Source organism: Cellulomonas uda, from assembly GCF_006538705.1.
In the GTDB taxonomy this organism is placed as follows: Bacteria; Actinomycetota; Actinomycetes; order Actinomycetales; family Cellulomonadaceae; genus Cellulomonas; species Cellulomonas uda.
On record NZ_BJLP01000002.1, the window covers coordinates 1 to 25,461 of the forward strand.

Consider the following 25,461-nt stretch of genomic DNA (forward strand, 5'->3'; position numbering starts at 1 on the left):
GGTGTCAACGACGGACTGGAACTGACCCCGTAGCGACGGATTGGGATTGACCCCCCGGGGGGTCGGTTCGTGCTACTTGTCGCGGTCCTTGGCGAGCAGTTCGCGGCGGGCCCGGGTGCGGTAGGACTCGCCCGCGAGGGTGAGGACCTCGGCGTGGTGGACGAGTCGGTCGATCATCGCGGCGGCGACGACCTCGTCGCCGAAGACCTCGCCCCAGCGCCCGAAGGGCAGGTTGCTGGTGACGAGGATGGAGCCGGTCTCGTAGCGGGACGCGACGAGCTGGAAGAACAGGTTCGCGGCGTCGGTGTCGAACGGGATGTAGCCGACCTCGTCGATGATGATCAGCTTGTAGCGGCGGATCTTCTTCAGCTCGGCCTCCAGCGCGCCGGCGTGGTGGGCGCGGGCGAGGCGGTCGATCCAGTTCGTCGCGGTGTCGAACAGCACGCTGTTGCCGGACTGCGCGGCCTTGATGCCCAGCCCGATCGCGAGGTGGGTCTTGCCGAGTCCGGGCGGGCCGAGCAGGATCACGTTCTCCGCCTTGGGCACGAACGTCGCGGTGGCCAGGTGCGCGAGCACGTCCTTGCGCAGCGAGGGCAGGTGCTCGAGGTTGAAGTTCTCCAACGTCTTGATCGCCGGGAAGTGCGCGGTGCGGATCCGCATCGTCGTGCCGGCCGACTCCCGGTCGGCGACCTGGCGTTCCAGGACCGCGGCCAGGTACTCCTCGTGCGACCAGTTCGCCTCCCGCGCCTGCTCGGCCAGGCTCTCCCAGGTCCGCCCGATCGTCGGGGTCTTCAGGACCCTGGTCAGGTAGGCGAGCTTGGATCCCAGCCCGTCGGGGGCCGGTCTGGTCTTCGTCGTGGTGGTCATCTACTTCCCTTCAGCGGTTGCCGCTCCCGGGGCGGGGCGGGGGGTCGAAGTCGACGCCGAACAGGGCGTCGTAGTCCGGCAGCGCCCGAATCGTCACGACGTGCCCATCGCCGTGAACACGGGTCGAGCGCGCCTGCTGCTGGCGGCGGATCGCGAGGTCTCGGCGCAGCGCCCTGGCCGTCGCCTGGTGGGTGGGGTCGGTGATCGTGCGGGCGTGGCCCCAGTCACGGGCGTGGTCGGCCACGACCTGCCCCGCGCAGGTCGCCACGACCCGGGCCGGGGTGGCCAGGACCTCGACGAACCGGCCGATGGCCCGCGGGTCGATCGAGTAGTCGTTGGCGTCGATGCGCACGTAGTAGTCCCGCCCGAGCCGGACCCGGTGCGTGAGCCCGATCGACGGTGCGACCGGCGGCAGGGCGACCATCGCCGCCCGGTCGGCCGCCCAGCGGTCCGTGGGCGTCACCGACCCGATCGAGCGCAGCACCCGCGTGTTCGCGCGCGTCGCCAGCCAGCCGCTGATCTGCTCGGTGAAGTCCACCGGCGAGGTGAACGTGCGCCCGGGCAGGAACGAGGTCTCGAAGAACCCGTTGCGACGCTCGACCAGGCCCTTGAACTCCGGATCTCGCGGCGGAGCGAGCTTGAGCCGGACCCCGATCGTCCCCGCGAAGCTGGTCGCCTCGATCGTGGGCCGCCCGGTCCCGCCGATCGCGGCCTCCCGGTCCCAGACCAGCGTCCGAGGACAGGCGTCCCACCCCGCGACGATCTGCCACATCCCGGCCAGGATGTCCCCGGCCTTGCGCGAGGCGATCATCACCGCGCCCGTGACGCGTGAGTACCCGCACGTCATCGCCAGCACCGGCAGCACCCGCTCCTGCCCGCCGCCCACGGGGATCGGCTGCGGCGGGAACCACAGGTCGCACTGGGCGACCTCGCCGGGGTCGTACTCGACCCGGTCGGCCGGGTCGGGCGGCACGAACAACGGCCGCAGCTCACGGACCCGGTCCTTCAGGACCGTCAGCGACCGCGTCCACCCGATCCGCTCCGCGATCACCGTCGCAGGCATCCGCGGGAACTCCGCCAGCAACGCCCGGATCTGCGGCTCGACCGCGTCGACGGCCGAACCCCGCGGACCGCGCTCGCGCGAGGGCGGCGCCTCGGCCCGTAACGCTGCTCGGACCGTGTTGCGCGCCAGCCCGAGCCGACGCGCGATCTCCTTGATCGGGACCCCTTCGGCCCGATGCAGCCGACGGATCTCAGCCCAACCTTCCAGTGCAATCACCCCTCCAGAGTCCCGGAGGGGGCCAGTCCCGATCCGTCGTCAGGGGGTCAGTCTCAGCGCGTCGTCGAGAACACCGCTCCGCGGCTCCGGCCGCCCACAGGTGGACAGCGGGACCCCGGCTGACCGCCCGCACACCGGCCGCACCGTCACCGTCCGTAGACCGGCTCGCGACGAGCGCGTGCGGCCCGTGCACGGCCTGGGTGGGTGCGAGGCACCCCGCTCCCCCGCAGCCTTGATCCTCACGCACGAGAGCCCCCCGTCAAGAGCGCTGCGCGTCACTCCGTGATGCGTCTACGCCGCACCCTTGACGGGGGGCTCTCGTGCGTTGGCTGGCCGCTATCGGGGGACGGGGAAACTGCCGGGGGCCGGCCTCAGACCGACGTCGCCTCGTCGGCCTTGGCCAGCGCCCGCGACACGCTGGACGCACCGACGCCGAGCACCCGTGCGATGTGCGCGATGCTCTGCCGGTGGACAAGGACCAGAGGAGGCCTCCGGCGTGACGATCTACACGACCAACGAGTGGCAGGGGCACGGCAAGCAGAACTACTACTGGAACGAGTACCGGCTGGAAGGCAACAGCGTCGTCAAGTACAAGTGCCACCGACAGAAGTTCTTCGATGGCGACGAGAGCACCTGGCATCACGATGAGGAAGTCGTGGAGTCGTGGGACCTCGACGATTCGAGCATGCCCGACTGGCTGCGCCAGTACCTCTGAGGGGATCATCCGGGCGACCGTGTTGATCCGGCGCTGTCCGGTCAGACGGTCGTCGTCTCCTCGGCCTTCGCCAGTGCGCGCGAGACGCTGGACGCGCCCACGCCGAGCACGCGGGCGATGTGCGCGATGCTCTGACCCTGCTCGTGCATCCGCGCCGCGGCCGCGGTGCGCTCGGGGGTCATCACCGACGGCCGGCCGCCGACCCGGCCCTGCGCGCGGGCGTGCGCCAGGCCGCGGCGGGTGCTGTCGCGGATGGTGTCGACGCGCAGCTGCGCGAACACCGCCACGATCCCGAACAGGGCGCGGCCCATCGGGGTCGTGGTGTCGATGTCCGGCTCCGTCAACGACTTGATGTTGACGCCGCGCTCGTGCAACTCGTTGATGGTCTCGATGGCCATCTTCTCGCTGCCGGCGATCCGATCGAGCCGGCGCACGAGCAAGGTGTCCCCGGCGCGCAGGTAGTCCAGGCACGCGAGCCACTGCGGCCGGTCCCTCACCCGGCTGGACTCGCCCTGGTCGACGAACACCCGCACCGCGCCGGCGGCGCGCAGCTCGGCCTCCTGCGCGGCCGGGTCCTGGTCGTGACGTGACACGCGCGCGTAGCCGACGACGTTGCTCATCGGCCCTCCCCTCGTCCCGTGGTGTAGCCCTGCCCCGGCAGACCCAGACTGGTGCGACGGGGCCGCTCCGTGGTGCTCTGCGCGGCCGTGCTGGGTCCCGGGGTAGCCGGTCGCGGGTAGCTCGCGCTGAGCAGCGAGCGCACTTGTGCGGCGGCGTCGACGGCGGGTGCTGGCGCTGCCGGGCGCTCGACCGCGATGTGTCGGAACACCGGTACGAGCGAGTCCGGCACCGGGTCGTAGGCGAGCAGGTCCGGGCGGGTGAACTCCGAGGCCTGGTTCCACTCGAGAGGTGACACGCGGTCGAAGTCGAGGGCGAACCTCGATCGCGCAGCGACGTGCTCCATTAACACCTTCGACGTGCGCCCGTTGCCCTCCCGGAACGGGTGAGCCTGGTTCAGATAGGCGAACACGGTCGCTGTCCGCTCCCCGAACTGCTCGCGGTCCAGCCGCTCCCATGCGGTGCTCTCGACCAGCCGGTGCACGTCGCTGAGGTACCGGTCGATCTCGCCGGTCTTGACGTCTCCGAATCCACGTCCGGAGCCCTTGGCCATGTTCACGCCGCGGAACTGTCCGGCCCACTCGTAGACGTCCTGGAACAGGTGCTGGTGAATCGCTCGCACGTGGTCGGCGTCGAACGTGTGCGACACGAGGTCCGGCCGGGCAAGGAGCTGCCGCTGACGCGCACCCGTCATGCGGTACTCGTAACTGCTCAGCGCCTCCGCGCTGCGCCACTCACGCAGGTTGCGCATGACACCCTGGCCGGTCCGCGGGTCATAGGTCTCGGGGTAGAAGTAGAACTCCCAGGAGTCGAACCGGGTAGCCACCTACAGAGCAGCACGCTCGCGCGAGATGGCACGCTCGGCCTTCGCGACCGACCGCCGCTGGTACTCCTCGAACGTGATCGCACCGCGCGCCTCGTCGATCAGGTCCGCGACGTCCTCACGGTTGGGCTCCCAGCCCTCGTGCCACGCACTGGCGAGCGACTGCACGACCGCGCGGCGCTGCGCGCTGTCGAGCTGCGCAAACAACTCAGGCCAGCGCTCCTCAACGTCGAACTTTGTAGCCACGGCGCGGGTCCCCTCTCCTGTGACTTTCGGCGCTAAATGGCGGGGTTCTGCCGCCGCAGCGTGGCGGGACAGTCAGGTGGCGCCGGGAGTGATGGGTCGCAGGACATCCTCGACCTCGTCGTGTCCCTTCCCGGGCCCGATCTCGGCGCGCTGGTGCTGGCACCACTCCAGGGGCGTGCTGCCAAATCTCGTGTCGCGGCGCGTGGGGTCTGCGCCGTGATGGAGCAGGCGGGTAACGCTGTCGGCTCGGCCGGAGAAGGCGGCCTCGTGCAGGGCGGTGGATCCGTCCCGGTCGACCCCATCTACGGGCGTGGACGCTGCGATGAGCTGATCGATCACGTTCAGCCGGCCGTGTGCCGCGGCAGTCCGCAGGGCCGCGACGCGATCCTCTTCACAGGTCTCGGAGCTCAGGGCGCCGGTGACGTCACCAGCAGCCGCAGCCTGAACCAGGTCCTGCGCTCCGGCGGCGAGTAGGACGTCCACGACGTCGGTCATGCCGAAGACGACAGCGTGTCGGAGGGCGGTCCCTCCTGGGACGCCACCGGCGGTGGGCGACGCGGTCGCGTCCAGGTCCGCTCCAGCCTCGACGAGGACCCGCGCGACCTCCGCGTCGCCGTAGCTGGCGGCGGTCATCAAGGGCGTCTCGGCGTCCAGGGGATCGCCTTCGACCGGAGCGCCGGCGTCGAGGAGCGCGCGGGCGAGAGCAGCGGTGCCGGGGACGTCTCGCCAGGTGTCGCGCGTGGTGTCGAAGCGCATCATCGCCACGTAGCCCAGGGGGCTGGCTCCGTGCAGGTGGTCACACCACCCGGACATCCTCTGGACGGCCAGCTCGGGGTGCGCGGCGAGCAGGTCGACCAGCCGGGCGGCGTCGCCGCTGTCCAGGATGGCGCGTCGCTGGACCTCGAGCTTGAGCTTGGCCCAGTGGGGGAACCCGTACTCGCGGGCCACGGAGAGTTGCGCTGAGCTCAGGGCGAGCTGCTCGGATACGGAGCGGATCCGGGCGACGGCAGCTGGGTCACCGCGTTCGGCCGTCCGTAGAAGGTCCTTGGCCTGGCGCCGGAGCTGCTCGAGGTCGGCGCGCGCTGGTAGAAGGGGCATGACGTCTCCTTAGGAGCTGGCGGCCCGCGCTGCCAGGCAGAGGAGATCGTCGACGGGAGTGGTTCGTCGTGGTGCTGTGGAGGTGGACTCAGTCCTGTCCGCGGGCCCGGTGGCGCCCTCCGCGCCAGCACCGACTCTAAGCCCGCGGCCGCCTGTCAGTGGGTGGGGATGACGTGGCAGACGCCGTCCTCGGAGCAGGCCGCGGGGTTCAGGGTGGCTGCGCGGTCCCGGAGCCGGCGGACCTCCTCGCGCGTCGCCTCGAGCTCTGCGATGCGCTCGTCCAGGGCAGCGGCGTGTCGGTCGAGCAGCGCGGTGACGTGTCCGCAGGGCGGCCCTTGGTCTTCGCGGACCGTGATGATGGTGCGGATCTCGGCGAGGCTCAAGCCGGCACCCTGGGCGGCTCGGACGAAGCGGAGCCGCGCGAGCGATGTCTCGTCGTAGTCGCGGTAGCCCGACGCGGTCCGGGCCGGCTGCGGCAGCACCTGCGCCTGCTCGTAGAACCTCAAGGTCTTCGTCGTCATACCCGCCTGCTCGGCCAGCTCCCCGATCCTCATGGTCTCAAGGCTACGTCTTGACCTTGCCGTGCGGTGGAACGTTTACGGTCCGTCGATGGGCATGGAAGAGACGTGGGACCTGGTCGTCATCGGTAGCGGAGGGGCGGCGATGGCCGCGGGGATTGAGGCCCGGTCGCGCGGGAAGTCGGTCTTGCTGGTCGAGCACGGGGTGCTGGGTGGAACGTGCTTGAACGTGGGGTGCATCCCGAGCAAGAACCTGCTCGCGGCCGCGGGGCGCCGTCACCGGGCGCTCGTCAACCCGTTCCCCGGCCTCCCGACCGGCGCGGGGGGCGTCGACCTGGCGGCTCTGATGGCGCAGAAGCAGGAGCTGATCGACCGGCTCCGTCAGGCGAAGTACACCGACGTGGCCGAGGCGCACGGCTTCCCGGTCATGTACGGCCACGCGCGATTCGTCGACGAGCAGACGCTCGAGGTCGACGGTGAGCGAGTCGCCGGCGCGGCATACATCGTCGCGACAGGCTCGGCCGCTCACATCCCGGCCCTGCCAGGCATGGACACGATCGACCCGCTGACGAGCACCACCGCGATGGAGCTGCAGGACATCCCCTCCTCGATGGTGGTGCTCGGCGGTGGGTACGTCGGGCTCGAGCAGGCCCAGCTCTGGTCCCAGCTCGGTGTCGCGGTCACGCTCGTCGGCCGGCTCGCGCCTCACGCCGAGCCAGAGGTCGCGGACGTGCTGCGGACCGTGTTCGCCGACGACGGCATCACCGTCGTGGAGGAACGCGCGGTGGCGCTCGAGCGCACCGCCGACGGCGCCGTGCTGGTCCGGACCGAGCGCGGCGCGCAGCTGACCGGTCAGCGTCTGCTGGTGGCCACCGGGAGGCACGCGAACACCGACGACCTCGGGCTGGACGACGCCGGGGTGCACACCGACGACCGACGGTTCATCACGGTGGATGCGCACCAGCGCACGAGCAACCCGCGGATCTTCGCCGCCGGTGACGTCTCCGGCGCCCCGCAGTACGTCTACGTCGCTGCACAGACCGGTCACGCTGCAGCTGCCGGAGCCCTTGGCCGGCCCACCACCGTCGACTACCGCGGCCTGCCGTCGGTGACGTTCACGACCCCCCAGCTCGCCTCCGCGGGCCTGACCGAGCAGCAGGCACTGGCCGCCGGGCACGAGTGCGACTCCCGGGTCTTGGATGCCCAGGACATCCCCCGATCGCTCGCCAACCGCGACACCCGCGGCACGCTCAAGGTCGTCGTCGACGCCCACACCCGCAAGATCCTCGGGGTCCACGCCGCCCTCGACGGCGCCGGCGACGTGATGCTCGCCGCGACCTACGCGATCAAGTTCGGGCTCACCGTCGACGACCTCGCCGACACCTGGGCGCCCTACCTGACCATGAGCGAGGCGTTGCGCATCTGCGCCGGCCTCTTCCGCAGCGACATGCCAACGAGCTGCTGCGCGTGAACGGCAGCGGCTGACCGGTTCCGCGCGGCCCGTGTCCCACTTCCTTGGAAGTGGAACAGGCGGGGAGCCCGCAGTTCGTGCGGAGACCGTGTGGTCTTGGCGTTCAGGTGGCGGGGCCTTGTCGGTGTTCTGTGGCGGTCGGGTCAGCTGGCGCCGACAACCAGGGGGTGATCGCGGGTCTACCGCGAGATCTGCCAGCGCGGCCACGCGATGGCAACACCGGCGCGGCTATCCGCCATGCCTCTCCTCGGAGCTCTTCGCTCCGTGCGTGCAGTCTCTCAACCGAGATGCGTCATGGGCCGGGGCAGGGCGTCAGAGGCCGAAGGCTCCGCCGCTGACGAGGATGACGATGCCCAGGCCGATCAGAACGATCGGGAACAGCACGTGTTCCCAGCGTTCGAGGACTTCGGCGATCGGTCGGCGCGTGGCGATGAACTTGGCCAGCATGACGAGGATCGCGACGAGCAGGAGGAAGACGACACAGTAGGCGACCACGGCTACAGGTCCCACGTTGAGGAAGACCGGGACGTAGACGCCGATGTTGTCTCCTCCGTTGGCGAAGGTGACCGCGGCGACGGTCAAGACGCCGACGTTCTTGCCCTCAACCTTGGCGTCATCGTCATCGTCGTCGCTCCCGCGCCAGGCCCGCCATGCGGCCCACAGGCCTAGGGCCAGGGGGATGAGCCCGAAGTAGGGGATGGCTTCTTCAGGAAGGAATGCTCCCGCGCCCAGTGACACGAGCACGGCGGTGCCCAGGATGCCGGCGAACCCGAGGTACTGGCCTGCGGTGATCCGGGCCGTCGTCCCGCGTTGCCCTGCGCCCCGGGCGAAGAACAGCGAGAGCACGATGATGTCGTCGATGTTGGTGGCAACGAACAGGCCGATCGCCTGCAGGACCGAGGAAACGATCACGCGTCAGGCTCCGCGTTGGCGCACCCGGGAACAGGGCAGGCAGGATCGATGCAGGGAGCGTTCTCATTCACGGCGAGGGTGACCTCGACCAGTGCGTTGAGCGCCCGTGCCAGGTGCGGGTCGGCGATCTCGTAACGTGTCTGGCGGCCCTCGGGCTCGGCGACCACGATGCCGCAGTCGCGCAGGCAAGCCAGATGGTTCGACACGTTCGAGCGCGTCAGCCCGAGGTCGCGTGCCAGCTCTGCCGGATAGGCGGGCCGCTCCAACAACGCCATCAGGAGCCGTGACCGTGTTGGGTCGGCCATTGCCCGGCCCAACCGGTTCATCACGTCCAGGCGAGTAGCAATGCTCAGCATGTGCTGAACTATACAGCACTGACTGAACCGGCAGCCTGTGCCGCAAACGAACGATTCCGCTACACGCGCCGGAGGGCCGGGCGGTGTGACTTCCAGCGGAAGATGGCGGGCTTCTGCCGAGGCTAAGTGGCGGTGCCCGGCCGGGAGTTCCGTCCGGGAGCTGGGGTGATTCTTCGACAGCGCGGGGTCATGACCGCACCGCAGCGGTGCACTGTCGCCCGCGACTCGGACCTGTGGTTGCTGCGGCCAACCTCGGCCCAATGCCGCGGAGCTGAGCAACACCCCCGCTTCTGTGCGTCGACGGCGACCGGAGGCCGAGCCCGCTCGGAGCGGCCGTGTCGATCAGGTGAGTTGGAGGGTGGTCACACAGGTCGGGCTGCCCTCGGTCGTGCTGAACGGAACGTTGCCGCTCAGGTCGCCCTGAGTGATCTCGATCGTTCCCTCGACGTCTTCAGGGAGCCAGTAGCCGACGAACCCGTTGGAGTAGGTCGTGGCGCTCTCCTCGACGAGGACAACACCGTCGGCGTCGGTGATCGTGACCTCCACCGGTTCGTCGACCAACTCGCCCTGGCAGGTCGCGAGGCTGTGGAAGTAGCACTCGTGCGTCGTCTCGATGTACGGCGCGATCGAGACGTAGAACTCGCCCTCGTCGAGGGGCACGGCGACCTCGGCGGTCCCGTCGCCGACGAGGACCTCGTCCTCGCGCACGGAGGCCGTGAAGTTCAGCGGCCGGCTGTCCGTCGAGGTGTCGAGTCGCGTGACGATCTCCTGACCGGTCAGGCCGTCGAGCCCGAGGTCGGCGAGGACGTCGTCATCCGAGGTGGCGGAGCAGCCGGCGAGCACAGCGGTGGCAGCAACGACGACGGCGGCGAGGCGGAGTCGAGAACGCATGTGAAGATCCTCGCTCACCGTCGTGCGCGGCTCCGCCGACCGAAGGCCCGTCGGCGATGAAGATTCGATGAAGGGGTCGTCTGCTCAGGCAGCTGGCACCGCTGTCCGCGGTCCGACGCGCTGGGCCCCGTGTGCTGCGGCTGTCGAGGCCTGTGGGCTCAGGTCAAGACGCCGCAGGAGCTGGGCGTTCGCGGCCACGACGACCGTGGACAGGGACATGAGGATCGCGCCGATCTCCATCGGCAGGACGAACCCCACCGGCGCGAGGACTCCGGCGGCGAGGGGCACGGCGGCGATGTTGTAGCCGGCGGCCCACCACAGGTTCTGCTTCATCTTCCGGTAGCCCTCACGGGAGAGCTGGATGACGGACAGGACAGACCGGGGGTCGTCGGAGGCGAGGATGACCCCGGCCGAGGCGATGGCCACGTCCGTGCCGGCACCGATGGCGACGCCGACGTCGGCCTGCGCGAGGGCGGGCGCGTCGTTGACGCCGTCACCCACCATCGCCACGGTCCGCCCCTCACCCTGCAGGGAGGCCACCGTGCTGCTCTTGTCCTCCGGGCGGACGCCCGCGAAGACCTGATCGATGCCGAGTTCCGTCCCCACGGCCTTGGCCACCGGCTCGGCGTCACCGGTGATCATCACTACGCGGATGCCGAGGGCGTGAAGGGCGTCGACCGCCTCGCGGGACTCCTGACGTACCTCGTCGGCGAGCCCTAGCGCTCCGGCCACGCGGCCGTCGACCACGACGTGCAGGACGATCTGTCCGCGGTCGGACCAGGGCTGGGTCACCGGCAGAGGATCGAGCCCCTGCTCGGCCAGGAGGTTCGGGCCGCCGACGGCGACCCAGCGTCCGTCCACGGTGACGGAGACTCCGACAGCCGTCGAGGCCTGGAAGTCCTCGGCGCGCGGCACCGTGAGCCCTCGATGGTGTGCTGCGGCGGTGATCGCACGTGCCAGCGGGTGCTCGCTGTCGGCTTCCGCGGCGGCGGCCAGCGCGAGGAGCTCGTCGTCACCGATCCCGGTCGTCGCGACATCGTGCACGGCGGGCTCGCCCTTGGTGAGCGTCCCGGTCTTGTCGAACAGGACGGTGTCGACCACGCGCATCCGCTCGAGTGCGGCACGGTCCTTGACCAGCACGCCACCCCGGGCAGCGCGTTCGGTGGAGATCGACACCACCAGCGGGATGGCGAGCCCGAGGGCGTGCGGGCAGGCGATGACGAGCACCGTGATGGCGCGGATGATCGCGAAGTCCGGTGTCCCGACGGCGCTCCAGATCGCGACCGTGATGACGGCGGCGATCAGGGCGAACCAGAACAGCCACCCGGCGGCGCGGTCGGCCAGCAGCTGCGCACGCGTCGTGGACGACTGCGCCTGGGCGACCAGTCGTCGGATCCCGGCCAGCACGGTCGAGTCACCGACGGCGTCGACCCTCACGCGCAGGGCGCTGTCGGTCGAGACGGTTCCCGCGACGACCTGGTCGCCGACGGTCCGGAACACCGGCCGCGACTCGCCCGTGATCATCGACTCGTCGACGTCGGCAGCGCCCTCGACGACCTGCCCGTCGGCCGGCACCCGGCCGCCCGGGCGGACGATGACGACGTCCCCCAGGGCGAGCGAGGACGGAGCGACCGTGACGACGGAGTCGCCGTCGACCTTCTCCGCCTCGTCCGGCAGCAGCGCCGCCAGGGAGTCCAGAGCGGAGGAGGTCTGCGCCAGGGACCGCATCTCCAGCCAGTGGCCGAGCAGCATGATCACGACCAGCAGGGCCAGCTCCCACCAGAAGTCCAGCTCGTGCGAGAGCACCCCGAGGGTCGCGCCCCAGGAGGCGACGAACGCCACGGTGATCGCCATCCCGATGAGCAGCATCATCCCCGGCTTGCGGGCCCGGAACTCAGCGACCGCTCCGGTGAGGAACGGCCGTCCGCCCCACAGGTAGATCACGGTGCCGAGGGCCGGCGCGACCCAGGTGAGCCCCGGGACGTCGGGGAGGGCATAGCCGAGCAGGTCGGCGAACATCCCGCTGAGCAGGACCGTCGGCACGGCGAGCGCGAGGTTGATCCAGAACAGGCGCCGGAACAGGGCGACGTGGTCACCGTGACCACCGCCGTGTGCCCCGTGCCCGCCGTGGCCACCCTCGGCGCCCATGTGCTCGCCATGGTGGCTCGCGGAGGGCCGGTGCTCGGCGTCGTGCCCATCCACATGCGCGGGCATGTGGTGGCCCTCGTGCTCCATCTGGCCGGCGTCGTGCCCACCGTGGCGGTCGTGAGCCAGCGGATCAGTGTCCTCGACGGACAGCTCGTGCCGCTGGCTCGCGCTGCTGCGTCGTTCGCCGTGCACGTCGTGGCCCTGGTGCGCGTTGCTCATGGCTCTTCTCCTCGACCCGTGCTCCACCGTCATCTGCGTAAAAATACCCCCAGGGGGTATGAGAGCGGCCAACGGCGTGCTCATGGCCGGTATTCCCGGCTCGGGGGCACCTCGACGCCGAGCGGGTCAGGTCAGGGGGTCGGGCACGAGCGCAGCGCGGTGCCCTCGAAGTCCGGTACGGGGCGCGCGTCGGCCTCGGCCGCCGTTGCTGCGATGCCCTTGCGCTCGATGTCCTCGATGAGCCAGTCCATCTCGGCGATCTCCCGCTGCTGAGCCTCGATGATCTCGACGGCGAGCTCGCACACCCGGACGTCGTCGATCTGGGCCCGCTCGGAGCGGGTGATAGCCAGGGAGTGGTGCGGGATCATCGCGCGCATGAATGCGGTGTCGCCGACCGTGACCTGGCTGCGGTCGAGGGCGACGCCGCCGGCAAGGAGCAGCACGCTGACGGCGACCACGGCGATGTTCGCCTTCGCGTTCTTGTACATGTTCAGCATCCAGGCGAGCATGATCAGCCCCATCGTGCCGCCCATGGTGACCGCCATGAAGATCCGGCTCTGGCTGAATCGGACGTGATCCAGCTCCCACGAGCCGACGAACATCACCCAGTACATGACCACCATGGCCGTGAGGATCATGGCGGCGAACCGCAGGTACATGCCCTTCATCTGATGGCCCTGCCCACCGCCGTGCCGCTCACCCCCGTGATGGGCGCCGTCACCGTCGTGCTCGTCGTTCATCGACTCGCCATCGTGCTCACGCTGCACGGACATCGCTGCGTCTCCTCGTCTCGCTCCTACCTGCCTGGGTGTCGGACGGACTCACGGGGTGCTGCGGGCGGGATGCCCGCCGGCACCGCGTGGACGGGCTCAGCGGATGGCCGCGAGGAGCTCGGCGCAGGCGGCCTCGCAGTCCCGGCACGCCTCGGCGCAGATGCGGCAGTGCTCGTGCATGCCCGCGTGCTGCTCGCACTCGTCGCCGCAGGCCCGGCACGCGGCGATGCAGGCCTCGAGGTGAGCCCGGGTGATATTGGCGTCATAGCCGGTGTGGCGGGACAGGATCCGCGCCGTGGCCGCGCAGCTGTCGGCGCAGTCGAGGTTGGACCGGATGCACTTGCGCAGGTCGGCGACCATCTCCTCACTCAGACACGCGTCCGCGCACGCGGTACACGCCTGCGAGCAGGCGACCAGGGACTCGATGACGCGAGCCAGCAGCTGGCGGTCGAGGTTGATGGTCGCGGGGTAGGTGTCGAGCATCTGCGTGGTCTTCACGACGGCCTCCTGATTTGCGGATCGTGCGGCACATCGATCGCTCGTGCGCCGCGGGGACCCTTTCGACGCTATGCACAGGGCCGCGTGTTCGCGCGGTGAGAGGGACGGCGCCGCCATGAAGGTTCGATGAGGGTCTCTCCGGCGGACGGCCGCGCAAGGGCGAACGCGCGTCAGGCCGTGAATCCGACGGCTACGCCGCAGGGCCGGCGGGCACGGGGTCAGAGCGCTGGATGACGTTGCCGACGAGTCGGTCGGGCAGTCGCGCGACGCCCGGACCGCCGCACCGGAGCCAGCGCGCGAGCTCGCCGGTGACTTCATCCCCGGCGAGGCGTTCGAACCACACCGGTCGTGCGCCGGTGCGGCGGCATGCACCGGACGGACGAGCGACCACGACGTCGCCGCGATCGCACGCGTCGAGGCAGTCGACGGTCGTCAGGCGAGCCACGCCGGAGTCGGCCAGGTGCCTCAGGCGCTGCAGCTGGCCACCCGGGGCGGTGTCAGCTTCGCCCAGGGTCTCTCCGGCACACAGACTGCACGCGGTGAGGCCGGGCAGGTTCTTCCTTGTCAAACGGGGAGTTCGGCACCGGGCGACGGTACGTCCGCACCTAGCGCTTCGCCGCAGCGCCGGTGGCAGACGCACGCGACAGGAGGCCACCTTTTCGTGCGGGGTGGCCTCCTGCCGGTCGTGCTGCGGGCTGCTCAGAGGGACCGCAGCAGGTTCTCCATCTCGGTGATCTCTATGTTCTGGTCGTCCCTGATCGTCCGGGCGAGTGCCAGGGCGTCGGGGTCTGCGCCCTCGCCGATCTGGGCCTGGGCCATCTCGACGGCGCCGCGGTGGTGGGCGACCATGAGCTCGAGGAACCTCCGGTCGAACGCGACCCCTTCAAACTCGGCCAGGGTGGACATCGCCTCCTCCTGGTCCATGCCGTCCATCTCCATCCCGCCGTGGTCCATGCCGCCGTGCTCAGCCTCAGCGGGGAGCTCCTCGTCCCAGGTCTCCAGCCAGCCGGACATGAGCTCGATCTCCGGGCCCTGCGCTGCGGCGATTCGCTCGGCCAGTGCGCGCACCTCGTCGGTGGAGGCCCGCTCGACCGCGAGCTCAGCCATCTCAAGCGCTCCCTGGTGGTGGACGATCATCATCTGCGCGAACTCCACGTCGGCGGCGTTGTGCTCAGTCGCCGCCTCGGCGTCCTCGCTGCTCGAGGACTCCTGCGCCGCGGGGGGTTCGGGCGTCGGTTCGTCGGCGGTGGAGCAGGCGGTCAGGGTGGCCGCCAGGGCGAGTGCTGCTGTCGTCGCGGCGAGGCGCCGGCGCGTGGTGCTCGTCAAGGGGTGGTTCCTTCCCAGGATCGGTGTTGGGGATCAGGCCGAGGTGCTGGTCGTGCAGCAGGTGTCCGCGCCCTGAGCGCCGCCGCCGCAGCAGCTGTTGCTCGTCGTGGTGGCCGTGCTCTGGGTCGTGGTCGTCGAGGTAGGGGTGTCCTGGCAGCAGCCCATCGGGCTCTCCTTCATAGGTCGGTGACGCGCGCGTCAGGTCAAACGGTGATGGTCAGAGTCGGCTGGTGACCTCCTTGAGCAGGTCGGCGGGGGCAAGCCACATGGACGGGTAGTTGCCGTGCCACAGCTGGTTGCCGTCGGCGTCGACCAGGACGAACCCGTGCCCCGGGAGGCCTTCGTGCATGCCCTTGCCGAGGGTGTCGTAGGCGGCGGAGACGGTGCCGTCGTCAAGCAGGAACGGTGCCTGGACGCCGAGGCGTTGGCGATCGGTGTTGATCTGCTCGGCGGTGTTCATCACGATCGGCAGCACGGTGATGCCGGTCTCGGCGAACGCTGGATCCTTCTCGATCTCGGCCATCTGCAGCAGGCATGAGTCGCAGCCGGCGCCCTCGTTGAAGTACAGGACGACCGGTCCACCGCGGAAGTCCGCCAGCGAGACGGTCGAGCCGTCCGAGGCGGGCAGCGTGAAGTCCGGTGCGACGCGCACGTCGCTGGACGTGGTCGGCTGGGAGGTGATCAACGCGGCGGCGATCAGCGTGGCCACGATCAGCAGACCGGCGCCCCACGCGGCCCAGCTGATGCGCTGGCGGCGGCGCGCCTGTCCCGCCTGCGCGGCCTGAACCTCCTGCAGAGCCTGCTGGCGTTCGGCGAGGCGACGGGTGGCGGTTCCGGAGGTCATCGGGTCACTTCTTCCGTGGTCGGGGTGGCGTGGCAGGACGGGACGGGCACGGCTGGGCCGTCGCTCGGCCCTGCAGCAGCCGTGGTCGTGGCCGGGGCGGCGCTTTTCGACCGAGCGGGCCGGCGCCGGTCGACGAGCGTCGCCCAGATGAACGCGGCGGCGACCGCGAGCAGCGCCAACCCCTGCAGGGGCTCGGGCACCGGAGACAGGAAGTCCTGGACGGCGGCGAACACGTCGGTCAGGGTGCGGCTGGCGGCGTCCTGGAACGCCGAGCCGCCGGTCATGTCCTTGCTGCCGGCCAGGGCGATGACGAACACGCCCATCACCGTGAACCCGACCGCGACGGCGATGTTGAGGGTGTTGGTGACCAGGGTGCGGCCCGCGACGCGCAGCCGGACGGTTCTGGCCTGGAACAGCTTGCGCTCACCGAGGCGCGCCTTGTCCCAGACCAGGGCGATCACGAACAGCGGGAAGACCATGCCGAACACGTACGCCAACCCCAGGGCCAGCCCCCCGATGGGAGACCCGGACAGAATCGACAGGGTCATCACCCCGGCCAGGACTGGGGCGCAGCACGAGGACGCGATCCCGGAGAACACCCCGAGGGAGAAGAAGCTCGCGGTGTCACCACCGGTGGTATCCGGAGTACGCAGGAACGACGGCAGCGACCACATCCGACCCGAGAGGGCCAGGCCCGCCAGGGCGATCATCAGCAGGCCGCCGGCCCAGTACAGCGGAGCGTGGTACCGGGCGATCGCGCCGGCGAGCAGGCTCATCCCCAGCGTGATCGGCACCAGCACCACGGCCAAGCCCGCCGCGAAGACGAAGGTCAGCGGCAGCAGCCGCCACCGGGCGTTCTTGACCGCACCGGCCAGGTAGGACGGCGCCAGGAAGACGATGCAACACGGGGCGAACAGGGCCACCCCGCCGGCGAAGAACGCCGCCAGGATGCTCCCGGTCGTCAGCAACTCGCTGCCCATCTCAGGCCCCGACCGCTGCCGTGCGCCGGCTGTGCAGGACCTTGGTGAGCTTCTTCCGCGGCAGTCGCCCGGCGGAGAAGAACTCCCCGTCTACCAGCACCAGCGGGTTCATCGGCGGGCGGTGCTCGGCGACCAGGGCCCGGCCCTCGTCCGTATCGATGCCGACACTGCGGACCACCAGCGGGAAATCACCGGCCAGGGCGGCTAGGGCCTCCTCGGCGTCGTGGCAGAAATGGCACGCCGGGGCATGGACGACGGTGACGAGGACCGGTGGGTCGGCGGGCTCGATGGTCGACACGGGTTCTCCTGCAGGCGGTCGCGGATCGGTACATGTGGAGCGTCGACGTGCCGCACCGAAGGACCGGTCGCCCTTGGATCAAGGTTCGATGAAGGTCCCCGACCGGCGTCCGTCCGCAGCCGACAATGGCCAGGTGACCCCCACCCCAGACACCACGACGACCACAGCGCGGCGCGCGGTCGTCGTCGACGACGAGCAAGCCTTGGCCCGGCTGGTGGCCGGATACCTCGAGCGGGACGGGTTCGAGGTCAGCGTGACCCATGACGGTTCGCAGGCCGTCGGGGTGCTGCGCGAGGTCGATCCGGACGTCGTCGTGCTGGACCTGGGCCTTCCCGGACTGGACGGGGTCGAGGTGTGCCGTCAGCTGCGCACGTTCTCCGACTGCTACGTGATCATGCTGACCGCCCGCGCCGAGGAGGTCGACACCCTCATCGGCCTGTCGGTCGGTGCGGACGACTACATGACTAAGCCCTTCAGCCCGCGTGAGCTCATGGCCCGGATCGCAGTCCTGCTGCGTCGACCCCGCCGACCCGCTCCCGCCGTCGCAGCGGCGGCGCGCCCTGCTGTGGAGATCGGGGCGCTACGGCTCGACACGGACGCCCGCGAGGTGCACCTCGAGGGCCGCCTCGTGCCGTTGACGCGCACCGAGTTCGACGTCCTCGCCGCACTCGCTTCAGGCCCCGGACGGGTGTTCAGCCGCCAGGCCCTGATCGAGGAGGTCTGGGGCGCCAACTGGGTCGGTGACGAGCACCTCGTCGACGTGCATGTGCTGCACGTGCGCCAGAAGCTCGGTGACAGTGCTGAACAGCAACGGTTCGTGCGCACGGTGCGAGGTGTCGGGTACCGGATCGGGACCGGGGAGTGAAGCCGATCCCGCCGGCAGCGCGGTGGGGCCTTGCAGGTCGCCTGCTCATCGCGCTCGTCATCGTGCTCGCGACCGCAGCCCTGACAGCGTGGCTGGTGGCCTCCGCCGTGGGCCCAGGCCTGTTCCACGAGCACATGGTGCGCGCCGGCCTGGAGGACCACGACGACGCCGTCATGCACGCCGAGCGGGCCTTTCGCGACGCGAGCGCCGTCTCCCTGGCCCTGGCCCTGGGCGCCGCCGCTGTGGCCTCAACTGCCGTGAGTCTCGTGCTCGCGCGGCGCATCGGCCGGTCTCTGGCGGCCGTGGCCACCGCTGCGGCGCGCCTGGGCGCCGGTCGGTACGAGTCCCGCGTCCCGGCTGCAGGACTGGGCGCGGAGTTCGACGACCTCGCCGAGTCGTTCAACGCCATGGCCGCGCGGCTGCAAGAGGCCGAGCGGCTGCGGGCCCGGCTCCTGGCCGACGTCGCCCACGAGGTCCGCACCCCCGTCGCCACCATCGCCGGGTACCTCGAGGCCGTGGAAGACGGCCTGCAACCGATGGACGAGCCCACAATGGCCGTGCTGCGCGACCAGTCCGCGCGCCTGACCCGGCTGGCACGCGACCTCGCCGCGGTGACCCGCGCCGAGGCCGGTGACCTCGTACTCACGCTCGAACCGCTCGCGCCAGACGAACTGCTTGCAGCGACCACCGGCACCTGGCGGGAGCGCGCGACCGCCGCCGGGGTCGACGTGCGGGTCCAGGTCGACCCCGAGCTGGGACACGTCCGTGTCGACCGCCAGCGTATGGGCCAGGTCCTGGACAACCTGGTCGCCAACGCACTGCGTCACACCCCGGCCGGAGGCACGATCACGCTCCGTGCGACCGGCGGTTACCAGCGCGTGGCGCTGCACGTGTCCGACACCGGTGCCGGCATCGCGCCCGAGCACCTGCCGCACCTGTTCGAGCGCTTCTACCGGGCCGATACCGCGCGTGACCGTACCCACGGCGGATCGGGCATCGGCCTGGCGATCTGCAAAGCGCTCACCGAGGCCCACGGCGGCACCATCACCGCAACGAGCGACGGCCCGGGAGCCGGCGCATCGTTCACCGTCACGCTTCCGGTGCCGCCCGGCTGAGCTCAGCGGGCTCCCGGCGCCGCGCTGTGCGGCGGCGACGTCACGGGCGCGTCCGCCGTGACGTCGTGCGCGCCATGGTGGGGCTGCCCGGTGTGGCCGCGGCGGTGCATCCACACCATCATGGCGATCATCATCAGCGGGCACGCCAGCGCAGCCGCCAACGCCGCGCCAGGACGCACACCCGCTGCCAGCGCCACGACCAGCACCGCCGCAGCAGCGACGACCATTCCCTTGAGGTGGCTCTTCATCGCAGTCCTTCCGATCGCGCCGGCACAGGTCCGGCGAGCTCGGCGTGAAGCCTGCGGTAAGTGTCCACATCGATCTGCCCGGCGGCCAGCCGGGCGTCGAGCAGCGTCACCGCGTCCGGCTCTGGTGCAGCGGGAAACAGTCGCGTCACCGCCCACACGGCCATGCCGAGCACCGCCAGGCTCGACGCGAGGACCAGCCAGCCGCCGACTCCCAGATCCACGCACCACGGCATCGGTCCGCTCCCTCTCGCGCCGGGCGCCGACGGCGCCCACGGCCTGAGGCTGCCCCGGGTACCCCCAAGATGCGGTCGAGGTCCGATGAAGGCTCGATGAAAGAGAGCTCGTCGGGAACGCAAACCCGTTGGGCAATCGATGCCAGGCTGCTCAGTCCAGGGCGCCGCGACTAGGGCGTGTCTCCTAACCTTCCGGCGAGGTGCCCGTGTCGCGCGTCAGACTTAGTGGCAGGGCCCGTTGTTAGCGGGCCTGACCTGTGAAGGAATCTGATCGATCATGGCGAGACCCCCGGTGATGCAGGCGGAGGAGAAGGTCCGGATCGTGTTGTCGGTCCTGGCCGGTGAGGTGACCGTGGCGGAGGCCGCGCGGCGGGCGAAGGTGTCCGAGCAGTCGGTCGGGAACTGGAAGCGCCAGTTCCTGGAGGCCGGCAAGACCGGCCTGGCCGCTGGGAAGTCGGGTCCCTCGACGCGTGAGGCCCAGCTCGAGGCCGAGGTCGCGGATCTGACCCAGGCGCTGGGTGAGGCCGCGGTCGAACTGCGGGTGTGGAAGAAGTCCGCCGAGGGCCGCCTGGGCCCTTCGAGGACCTCGAGGTGATCCGCTCCGAGGCGGGCATGCCGACCGCGAGGTTCTGCGCTGTGATCGGTGTGCCCGAGCGGACCTGGCGCCGCCACCAGTCCCGCGCCCGTGCCGGGGCACAGCCCAACAGACCGTGGCCGCGTCCGGCCCGCGAGAGCGTGCGCGAAGCCGCCCGCCGGCACGCGCTCGCGCATCCGGCGTGGGGTCACCGCAAGGTCTGGGCGATGTGCCGCCACGACGGCCACCAGGTCTCCCAGGCCACGGTCCTGCGGCTGCTGCGCGACGAGGCACTGATCTTGCCCGCGTCCTACCAGCGTGAACGCCGTCAGCTCGCTGCGCGCCGCAAGGCCGCGTTCGCGACCGACCCGACGGGCCCGAACCAGGTCTGGCAGCTGGACTTCTCCGAGTTCGAGACCACGACCGGCGGGACCTGGCGCATCGCCGGGTGCCGGGACTACTGGAGCAAGTACGAGCATCGCTGGCACGTGTCCCCGACGGCGAACCAGCACGACGCGATCGAAGCGATCGAGCTCGCCCTGGCCGACTACGAGAACATGTTCGGCCAGCCGCTGATCGAGGCGTGCGCCCGCGACCAGGACGGCAACGTGGTCGCGGCGGTCACGATCGTGACCGACAACGGCGGCCCGTTCCGGTCCTTCCGGTTCGAGGCGTTCATCACCGCCCACCCCGAGCTGCGACACGTGCGCACCCGGGTCCGCACCCCCGGGCAGAACGGCTCACGCGAACGCGGCTTCGGGTCCCTGAAGTACGAACGGCTGTTCCTCGAAGAGATCGACGACGTCCTGGACCTCGTCGCCCACGCCGAGGACTACCGCACCGAGTACAACACCGTCCGCCCGCACGAGGCCATCGCCTGGAACCGACCCCACGACGTCTACCACGGCCTCGCCGACCCCCTGATCCCCAACTTTCCCGAACCCGAGAACCTGCCAGCTGCTTGACGCGGGACACTTCTACCTAGGCGATCAATCCCGAACCGTATGAGGGGTCATCGGGCCTGCGGCGGTCGTTGAATCGAGCGGCATGTGACCTCGAGCAACGGAGGATCGGAGTCGGGCGTAGTCGCACGCTCACCGCGAGCCAAGCGACTACTGGCGCTCGCCAGGGCGCACCTCGACGGCAGATGCCACTACGCCTCCCGGATCGTGGACCCGAGAAGAGGTCAGTGGCCGGGCTCGGCGCGCCAGCTCGAGTGCTTGCGGGACGCGACCCACGCGGCGACCTGGGTGCGTCGCTGCAGGCCCATCTTCGCGAGCAGCGACGTGATGTGGTTCTTCACGGTCTTCTCGGCGACGCCGAGCCGCTCCGCGATCTCGCGGTTCGACAAGCCCTCGCCGATGAGGTCGAGCACGCGCAGCTCGCTGGGCGTGAGGTTCTCGGTCGGGTCGTCCTGGCCCGCGCGACGGCGGGTGACCGTGCGCTCGTCGAGCAGCGTGCGGCCCGCGGCCACGGCGCGGATGACGTCGGTGATCTCGGCACCGCGCACGGACTTGAGCAGGTAGGCCGCGGCGCCCGCCTCGAGCGCGGCGGCGACCGCGTCGTCGTCGTCGAACGACGTCAGGACGATGGCGCGCGCCCCCGGCTGCTTCTCGTGCACCTGGTGCAGCAGGTCGATCCCCGTGCCGTCAGGCAGCTGGAGGTCGACGAGCATGACCTGCGGGTGGACGAGCGTCGCACGGCGCACGCCGTCGGCGACGGACCCCGCCTCTGCGACAACGGTCATCCCCTCGGTGCGCTCGACCACCTCGGCGATGCCGCGACGGACCACCTCGTGGTCGTCGACGATCATGACCGTGATCGGTCCCTGCTTCCCTGGGGCGGCGTCAAGGTTCGGCACAGTGGCATCGTAGCCAGGCATGAGGACGATCCTGCTGCCCACCACGCTCGAAGAGCGCGTCGCGCTGCCACAAGGGTGGCGTTCGCTCGACTACGACCCCGCGCTGCCGCTGCCGACCGCGGGGCTCGACGCCGAGGTGCTGGTGGTGTGGGGGAACCGTCGTCCCGCGCTGGCGGACGCCGCGCGACGCCTGGCGGGGCTGCGCTGGGTCGCGTGCCTCGCGGCGGGCACGGACGCGGTCGACGACGCGGGCTTCGATCCGTCGGTCGTCGTGACGTCCGGTCGCGGGCTGCACGACGGGCCCGTCACCGAGCACGCGCTCGCGCTCCTGCTCGCGTGCGCGCGGCGGCTGCCCGACCTGGTGCGCGCGCAGGACGAGCGCCGGTGGGCCGGGGAGCTCGGCGGCGTGCAGCGGGTGCACGACACGAAGTTCCGCACCCTGGCGGGGGCGCACGTCGTGGTCTGGGGGTTCGGGTCCATCGCTACCAGGCTCGCCCCGCTGCTGGTGGCGCTCGGGGCGAACGTCACGGGGGTCGCGCGGACCGCGGGCGAGCGCGAGGGGTTCGGTGTGGTCACGCCCGACGAGCTGCCGCGCGTGCTGCCGACGGCCGACGCGCTCGTCGGGATCCTGCCCGCCACCGCGCAGACCCGGCACGCGATCGACGCGCGGGTGCTCGCGATGCTCCCGCCGCGCGCGTTCGTCGTGAACGTCGGGCGCGGCGCGACGCTCGACGAGGGCGCGCTCGTCGACGCCGTGCGCACGCGGCAGATCGCGGGCGCCGCGCTCGACGTGTTCGAGCGCGAGCCGCTGCCTCCGTCGAGCCCGCTGTGGGGCGAGCCGCGCATCCTCATCAGCCCGCACGCGGCCGGCGGACGGCCGCAGCACGCGGGCGCGTTCCTCACCGAGGCGCTGCGCGCGTTCGACGAGGACCGTCCGCTGCCGAACGTCGTCCCGCGCTGACGCCGGCTCGGCCGCGGGTCAGGTGCGAGGCGACCGCGCCGCCCGTGGCGTCCGGGGCGCGGGCTGGCAGCGGGGGCAGAACGCCGAGCTGCGGTTCATGAACTCGACGCGCCGGATCGGCGTGCCGCAGCGCGGGCACGGGCGGCCCTCCTGCCCGTAGACGGCCAGGCTGCGGTCGAAGTACCCGGACGCGCCGTTGACGTTGACGTACAGCGCATCGAAGCTCGTCCCGCCCTGCGCGAGCGCCTCCGACATGACCTGCGCGGCCGAGTCGAGGACGCGCCGCACGTCGACCGGCCGCAGCGCCGAGGTCGGGCGCGTGAAGTGCACCTGCGCGCGCCACAGCGCCTCGTCGGCGTAGATGTTCCCCACGCCCGAGACGAGCGTCTGGTCCAGCAGGGCGCGCTTGATGCCGGTCCTGCGTGCGCGCACGGCGCGCACGAGCGCCGGCAGGTCGAGCGCCGGGTCCAGCAGGTCACGCGCGATGTGTGCGACGGGCTCCGGGACGGTCGCGTCCGACGACCCGCGCCCACCGGGCGCACCGTCCGGGGTCGGGACGAGGTCCTGCACGCTCACGTGGCCGAACGTGCGCTGGTCGACGAAGTCGAGCGCGCCCCCGTCGTCGAGCACGAACCGCACGCGCAGGTGCGGATGGGCCGCACGGTCTCCCGCGGTCTCGGCCGCGAGCTCGTCCGACGAGCGCACCAGGAGCTGGCCGCTCATCCCGAGGTGGACGAGCAACGCCTCGTCGGCGGCATTCCGGTCCCCGGTGAGCGGCACCCACAGGAACTTCCCGCGCCGCACCGCCGCGGCGAGCGTGCGTCCCTGCACGCGGCCGACGAGGTCGGCGGGACCGCCCAGATGCCGACGGACGCTGTAGTCGCGCAGTACCTGCGCGTCGAGCACGCGGCGGCCGACGACGTGACGTGCGAGCCCGTCGCGGACGGTCTCGACCTCGGGCAGCTCGGGCACGCGTCAGCCGGCGGCAGCCCCGGGAGCCGCAGCGTCGTCGTCCACCGCGCTCTCGGACTGCAGCCGTCGGTACGCGGCCTCTGCGGCCTGCTGCTCGGCGACCTTCTTCGCCGGGCCGACGCCCGTGCCGCGCACCTCGTCGCCCACGACGGCGTGCGCGGTGAACGACCGCGCGTGGTCCGGGCCCTCGCCCACGACGTCGTAGTGCGGCGCACCGAGCCCGAGGGACGCGGAAAGCTCCTGCAGCGACGTCTTCCAGTCGAGACCTGCGCCCAGGTCGGCCGCCTGCGCGAGCGTCGGGCCGACGAGGCGCTCGACGACGACACGCGCGGTCTCGAGCCCGTGCGTCAGGTAGATCGCCCCGAACAGCGCCTCGAGCGTGTCGGACAGGATCGAGTCCTTGTCGCGGCCGCCCGTGGCGAGCTCGCCCTTGCCGAGCAGCACGTAGCGGCCCAGGTCAAGGTCCCGCGCGACGCCCGCGAGCCCGCGCTGCGACACGGTCGCGGCACGCATCTTCGCGAGCGCGCCCTCGGGCTCGTCGGGACGCGTGCGGTACAGCGACTCCGTCACCACGAGGCCCAGGACCGTGTCGCCCAGGAACTCCAGGCGCTCGTTCGTCGGGATGCCGCCGGCCTCGTGCGCGAACGACCGGTGGGTCAGGGCGAGCACGAGAAGCTCGGGGTCCAGGTGGACCCCGAGCTTCTCGAGGAGTTCGGTGGCCATGTCGCCCCCGCCGGCACTCATTCCAGGGCCCGGGACGTCACGACTGCGCGCACCCGCGTCAGCGGGCGTCGTGCTCGCTGCGCAGCGCCTCGGCGTACTGACGGCCGTTGTAGGCACCGCACGACGGGCAGGCCGTGTGGGGCTTCTTGTCGGCCTTGCAGTTGGGGCACTGCGTGATCGTCGTGGCAGTGGTCTTCCACTGCGACCGACGCGCACGGGTGTTGCTGCGCGACATCTTGCGCTTCGGAACCGCCACGGCTAGCTCTCTTTCGTCTCGTCGTCCTGGCTCACCAGACCGCTCAGGGCGGACCAGCGAGGGTCAAGCGTCTCATGCGAATGGTCAGGGTCGTCCGCCAGGCGCGCTCCGCACTCGGAGCACAGACCCGGGCAGTCGGGCCGGCACAACGGCTGGAACGGCAGAGCCGGCACCACCGCGTCCCGCAGCGCGGGCTCCAGGTCGATCAGGTCGCCCTCGAGCTCACGCACGTCCTCACCCTCGTCGCCCTCCTCGGCCGCGGCCTTCGCGCGCTCGGGGTACGCGTAGAGCTCCGTGAGGAAGACGTCGACGTCGTCGACGACCTCGCCCAGGCAGCGCACGCACTCCCCGACCGCCCGACCACGGACGGATCCGGTGACCAGGACCCCCTCCATGACGGCCTCGAGCCTCAGATCGAGCTCGAGGTCCGCCCCCTCGGGGAAACCGATCACGTCGGTGCCGAGATCCGCGGGAGCGGCGACCGTCCGCTGCACGGTCCGCGTCGATCCCGGACGTCGGCCGAGCTCGTGGGTGTCGAGCACGAACGGCGAGCGGGGATCGAGGTGAACTGGGCGCTGCACGGCCGTCCCCTCGTCAGGTGCTGTTCCTTGGATTCTCGGTACCGCCAGACCGGCAGGACCAACGGACGATGCTACAGGTCCCGCGGGACGCCCCCAAATCCTCGGGCCGTGAGCGCCGCCACCACGGCGAGGGTCGCGACGAGGGTCACGCCGAGGGCCACACCGAACGCCACGACGAGGCCGCGGTTGGTC

General features: G+C 71.0%; 31 protein-coding genes. 7 read left to right on the forward strand and 24 right to left on the reverse strand.

From position 1 onward, the window contains the following. Positions 1–72: 72 nt before the first annotated feature. Positions 73–867: an IS21-like element helper ATPase IstB gene (gene istB, locus CUD01_RS00750; protein WP_141317921.1), complete on the reverse strand. Its 795-nt coding sequence runs from the start codon at positions 865–867 to the stop codon at positions 73–75. Positions 868–877: 10 nt separating this feature from the next. Continuing rightward, positions 878–2,146, reverse strand: a complete 1,269-nt coding sequence (gene istA / locus CUD01_RS00755; protein ID WP_141317923.1) for an IS21 family transposase — start codon at positions 2,144–2,146, stop codon at positions 878–880. Positions 2,147–2,642: 496 nt separating this feature from the next. Between istA and CUD01_RS00765 the strand changes: the two genes are divergently transcribed. After that, positions 2,643–2,861 carry a hypothetical protein gene (locus tag CUD01_RS00765; protein ID WP_094180439.1) on the forward strand — a complete coding sequence of 73 codons (219 nt, stop codon included), beginning with the start codon at positions 2,643–2,645 and terminating at the stop codon, positions 2,859–2,861. Between the two features lie 41 nt (positions 2,862–2,902). On the opposite strand, the gene CUD01_RS00770 is transcribed toward CUD01_RS00765, so the two are convergent. The 5 genes from CUD01_RS00770 to CUD01_RS00790 all read right to left on the reverse strand — a co-directional run bounded on the left by CUD01_RS00770 (position 2,903) and on the right by CUD01_RS00790 (position 6,200). Beyond that, on the reverse strand, positions 2,903–3,481 hold the full coding sequence (locus CUD01_RS00770; protein WP_141317925.1) for a recombinase family protein: 579 nt from the start codon (positions 3,479–3,481) through the stop codon (positions 2,903–2,905). Continuing rightward, a complete protein-coding gene (locus CUD01_RS00775) occupies positions 3,478–4,305 on the reverse strand; it encodes a Fic/DOC family protein (RefSeq protein WP_244937599.1) in 828 nt (275 codons plus the stop codon). Before CUD01_RS00775 ends, CUD01_RS00770 begins: the two co-directional genes overlap by 4 nt. Further along, the gene (locus CUD01_RS00780) at positions 4,306–4,509 is read right to left on the reverse strand and encodes an antitoxin VbhA family protein (RefSeq protein WP_243860739.1); all 204 of its coding nucleotides are present in this window, start codon (positions 4,507–4,509) and stop codon (positions 4,306–4,308) included. A gap of 111 nt (positions 4,510–4,620) precedes the next feature. Further along, positions 4,621–5,646, reverse strand: a complete 1,026-nt coding sequence (locus tag CUD01_RS00785) for an ankyrin repeat domain-containing protein (protein ID WP_094180442.1) — start codon at positions 5,644–5,646, stop codon at positions 4,621–4,623. A gap of 155 nt (positions 5,647–5,801) precedes the next feature. Continuing rightward, entirely contained in the window at positions 5,802–6,200 is a 399-nt protein-coding gene (locus tag CUD01_RS00790; protein ID WP_166771975.1) for a heavy metal-responsive transcriptional regulator, read from the reverse strand. 55 nt (positions 6,201–6,255) lie between these two features. Between CUD01_RS00790 and merA the strand changes: the two genes are divergently transcribed. Then, positions 6,256–7,635: a mercury(II) reductase gene (merA, locus tag CUD01_RS00795; RefSeq protein WP_094180443.1), complete on the forward strand. Its 1,380-nt coding sequence runs from the start codon at positions 6,256–6,258 to the stop codon at positions 7,633–7,635. Positions 7,636–7,947: 312 nt separating this feature from the next. On the opposite strand, the gene CUD01_RS00800 is transcribed toward merA, so the two are convergent. The 10 genes from CUD01_RS00800 to CUD01_RS00850 form a co-directional block, all read right to left on the reverse strand. Further along, on the reverse strand, positions 7,948–8,547 hold the full coding sequence (locus tag CUD01_RS00800) for a cadmium resistance transporter (RefSeq protein WP_013115601.1): 600 nt from the start codon (positions 8,545–8,547) through the stop codon (positions 7,948–7,950). Then, entirely contained in the window at positions 8,544–8,903 is a 360-nt protein-coding gene (cmtR, locus tag CUD01_RS00805) for a Cd(II)/Pb(II)-sensing metalloregulatory transcriptional regulator CmtR (protein WP_090034559.1), read from the reverse strand. Before cmtR ends, CUD01_RS00800 begins: the two co-directional genes overlap by 4 nt. 342 nt (positions 8,904–9,245) lie before the next feature. Then, a complete protein-coding gene (locus tag CUD01_RS00810) occupies positions 9,246–9,794 on the reverse strand; it encodes a CueP family metal-binding protein (RefSeq protein WP_013115612.1) in 549 nt (182 codons plus the stop codon). A gap of 84 nt (positions 9,795–9,878) precedes the next feature. Beyond that, complete coding sequence (locus CUD01_RS00815) at positions 9,879–12,161, reverse strand: heavy metal translocating P-type ATPase (protein WP_141317927.1); 2,283 nt, start codon at positions 12,159–12,161, stop codon at positions 9,879–9,881. A gap of 131 nt (positions 12,162–12,292) precedes the next feature. Then, a complete protein-coding gene (locus tag CUD01_RS00820; RefSeq protein ID WP_243860738.1) occupies positions 12,293–12,901 on the reverse strand; it encodes a DUF305 domain-containing protein in 609 nt (202 codons plus the stop codon). A 129-nt stretch (positions 12,902–13,030) separates the two neighbouring features. Beyond that, positions 13,031–13,432, reverse strand: coding sequence for a four-helix bundle copper-binding protein (locus CUD01_RS00825; RefSeq protein WP_094180445.1), 402 nt, complete (start codon positions 13,430–13,432; stop codon positions 13,031–13,033). Between the two features lie 699 nt (positions 13,433–14,131). After that, the gene (locus tag CUD01_RS00835) at positions 14,132–14,758 is read right to left on the reverse strand and encodes a DUF305 domain-containing protein (protein WP_141317929.1); all 627 of its coding nucleotides are present in this window, start codon (positions 14,756–14,758) and stop codon (positions 14,132–14,134) included. Positions 14,759–14,975: 217 nt separating this feature from the next. Further along, complete coding sequence (locus CUD01_RS00840; protein ID WP_013115607.1) at positions 14,976–15,602, reverse strand: peroxiredoxin family protein; 627 nt, start codon at positions 15,600–15,602, stop codon at positions 14,976–14,978. Further along, positions 15,599–16,582 carry a cytochrome c biogenesis CcdA family protein gene (locus tag CUD01_RS00845; protein WP_094180447.1) on the reverse strand — a complete coding sequence of 328 codons (984 nt, stop codon included), beginning with the start codon at positions 16,580–16,582 and terminating at the stop codon, positions 15,599–15,601. Before CUD01_RS00845 ends, CUD01_RS00840 begins: the two co-directional genes overlap by 4 nt. Position 16,583: 1 nt before the next feature. Further along, entirely contained in the window at positions 16,584–16,880 is a 297-nt protein-coding gene (locus CUD01_RS00850; RefSeq protein ID WP_013115605.1) for a hypothetical protein, read from the reverse strand. Positions 16,881–17,013: 133 nt separating this feature from the next. Between CUD01_RS00850 and CUD01_RS00855 the strand changes: the two genes are divergently transcribed. Next, positions 17,014–17,745 (forward strand): response regulator, encoded by a 732-nt coding sequence (locus CUD01_RS00855; protein WP_244937600.1) that lies wholly within the window; start codon positions 17,014–17,016, stop codon positions 17,743–17,745. A 5-nt stretch (positions 17,746–17,750) separates the two neighbouring features. Then, complete coding sequence (locus CUD01_RS00860; RefSeq protein ID WP_094182241.1) at positions 17,751–18,860, forward strand: sensor histidine kinase; 1,110 nt, start codon at positions 17,751–17,753, stop codon at positions 18,858–18,860. A 2-nt stretch (positions 18,861–18,862) separates the two neighbouring features. Here CUD01_RS00860 and CUD01_RS00865 read toward each other — a convergent pair whose 3' ends face one another. After that, positions 18,863–19,108 carry a hypothetical protein gene (locus tag CUD01_RS00865; RefSeq protein WP_094180449.1) on the reverse strand — a complete coding sequence of 82 codons (246 nt, stop codon included), beginning with the start codon at positions 19,106–19,108 and terminating at the stop codon, positions 18,863–18,865. Further along, positions 19,105–19,329, reverse strand: a complete 225-nt coding sequence (locus CUD01_RS00870) for a hypothetical protein (RefSeq protein WP_232514705.1) — start codon at positions 19,327–19,329, stop codon at positions 19,105–19,107. Before CUD01_RS00870 ends, CUD01_RS00865 begins: the two co-directional genes overlap by 4 nt. Positions 19,330–19,618: 289 nt before the next feature. Between CUD01_RS00870 and CUD01_RS00875 the strand changes: the two genes are divergently transcribed. After that, on the forward strand, positions 19,619–19,936 hold the full coding sequence (locus tag CUD01_RS00875) for a transposase (RefSeq protein WP_141317933.1): 318 nt from the start codon (positions 19,619–19,621) through the stop codon (positions 19,934–19,936). Between the two features lie 206 nt (positions 19,937–20,142). Beyond that, on the forward strand, positions 20,143–20,880 hold the full coding sequence (locus CUD01_RS16710) for an integrase core domain-containing protein (RefSeq protein ID WP_341765922.1): 738 nt from the start codon (positions 20,143–20,145) through the stop codon (positions 20,878–20,880). A gap of 221 nt (positions 20,881–21,101) precedes the next feature. On the opposite strand, the gene CUD01_RS00885 is transcribed toward CUD01_RS16710, so the two are convergent. Continuing rightward, on the reverse strand, positions 21,102–21,728 hold the full coding sequence (locus CUD01_RS00885; protein WP_094180452.1) for a response regulator: 627 nt from the start codon (positions 21,726–21,728) through the stop codon (positions 21,102–21,104). Positions 21,729–21,795: 67 nt separating this feature from the next. Here CUD01_RS00885 and CUD01_RS00890 point away from each other — a divergent pair, with 67 nt between their 5' ends. Continuing rightward, positions 21,796–22,737, forward strand: coding sequence for an NAD(P)-dependent oxidoreductase (locus CUD01_RS00890; protein ID WP_141317937.1), 942 nt, complete (start codon positions 21,796–21,798; stop codon positions 22,735–22,737). Between the two features lie 18 nt (positions 22,738–22,755). Here CUD01_RS00890 and mutM read toward each other — a convergent pair whose 3' ends face one another. Genes mutM through CUD01_RS00910 form a run of 4 tightly spaced genes read right to left on the reverse strand, consistent with a single transcriptional unit; the run spans position 22,756 to position 25,269 of the window. Continuing rightward, the gene (gene mutM / locus CUD01_RS00895; protein WP_141317939.1) at positions 22,756–23,709 is read right to left on the reverse strand and encodes a bifunctional DNA-formamidopyrimidine glycosylase/DNA-(apurinic or apyrimidinic site) lyase; all 954 of its coding nucleotides are present in this window, start codon (positions 23,707–23,709) and stop codon (positions 22,756–22,758) included. Positions 23,710–23,712: 3 nt separating this feature from the next. Then, complete coding sequence (rnc, locus tag CUD01_RS00900; RefSeq protein ID WP_243860736.1) at positions 23,713–24,432, reverse strand: ribonuclease III; 720 nt, start codon at positions 24,430–24,432, stop codon at positions 23,713–23,715. Positions 24,433–24,490: 58 nt separating this feature from the next. After that, positions 24,491–24,688, reverse strand: coding sequence for a 50S ribosomal protein L32 (gene rpmF, locus CUD01_RS00905; RefSeq protein ID WP_094180454.1), 198 nt, complete (start codon positions 24,686–24,688; stop codon positions 24,491–24,493). 2 nt (positions 24,689–24,690) lie between these two features. Beyond that, positions 24,691–25,269, reverse strand: a complete 579-nt coding sequence (locus CUD01_RS00910; protein WP_094180455.1) for a YceD family protein — start codon at positions 25,267–25,269, stop codon at positions 24,691–24,693. Between the last annotated feature and the right edge of the window lie 192 nt (positions 25,270–25,461).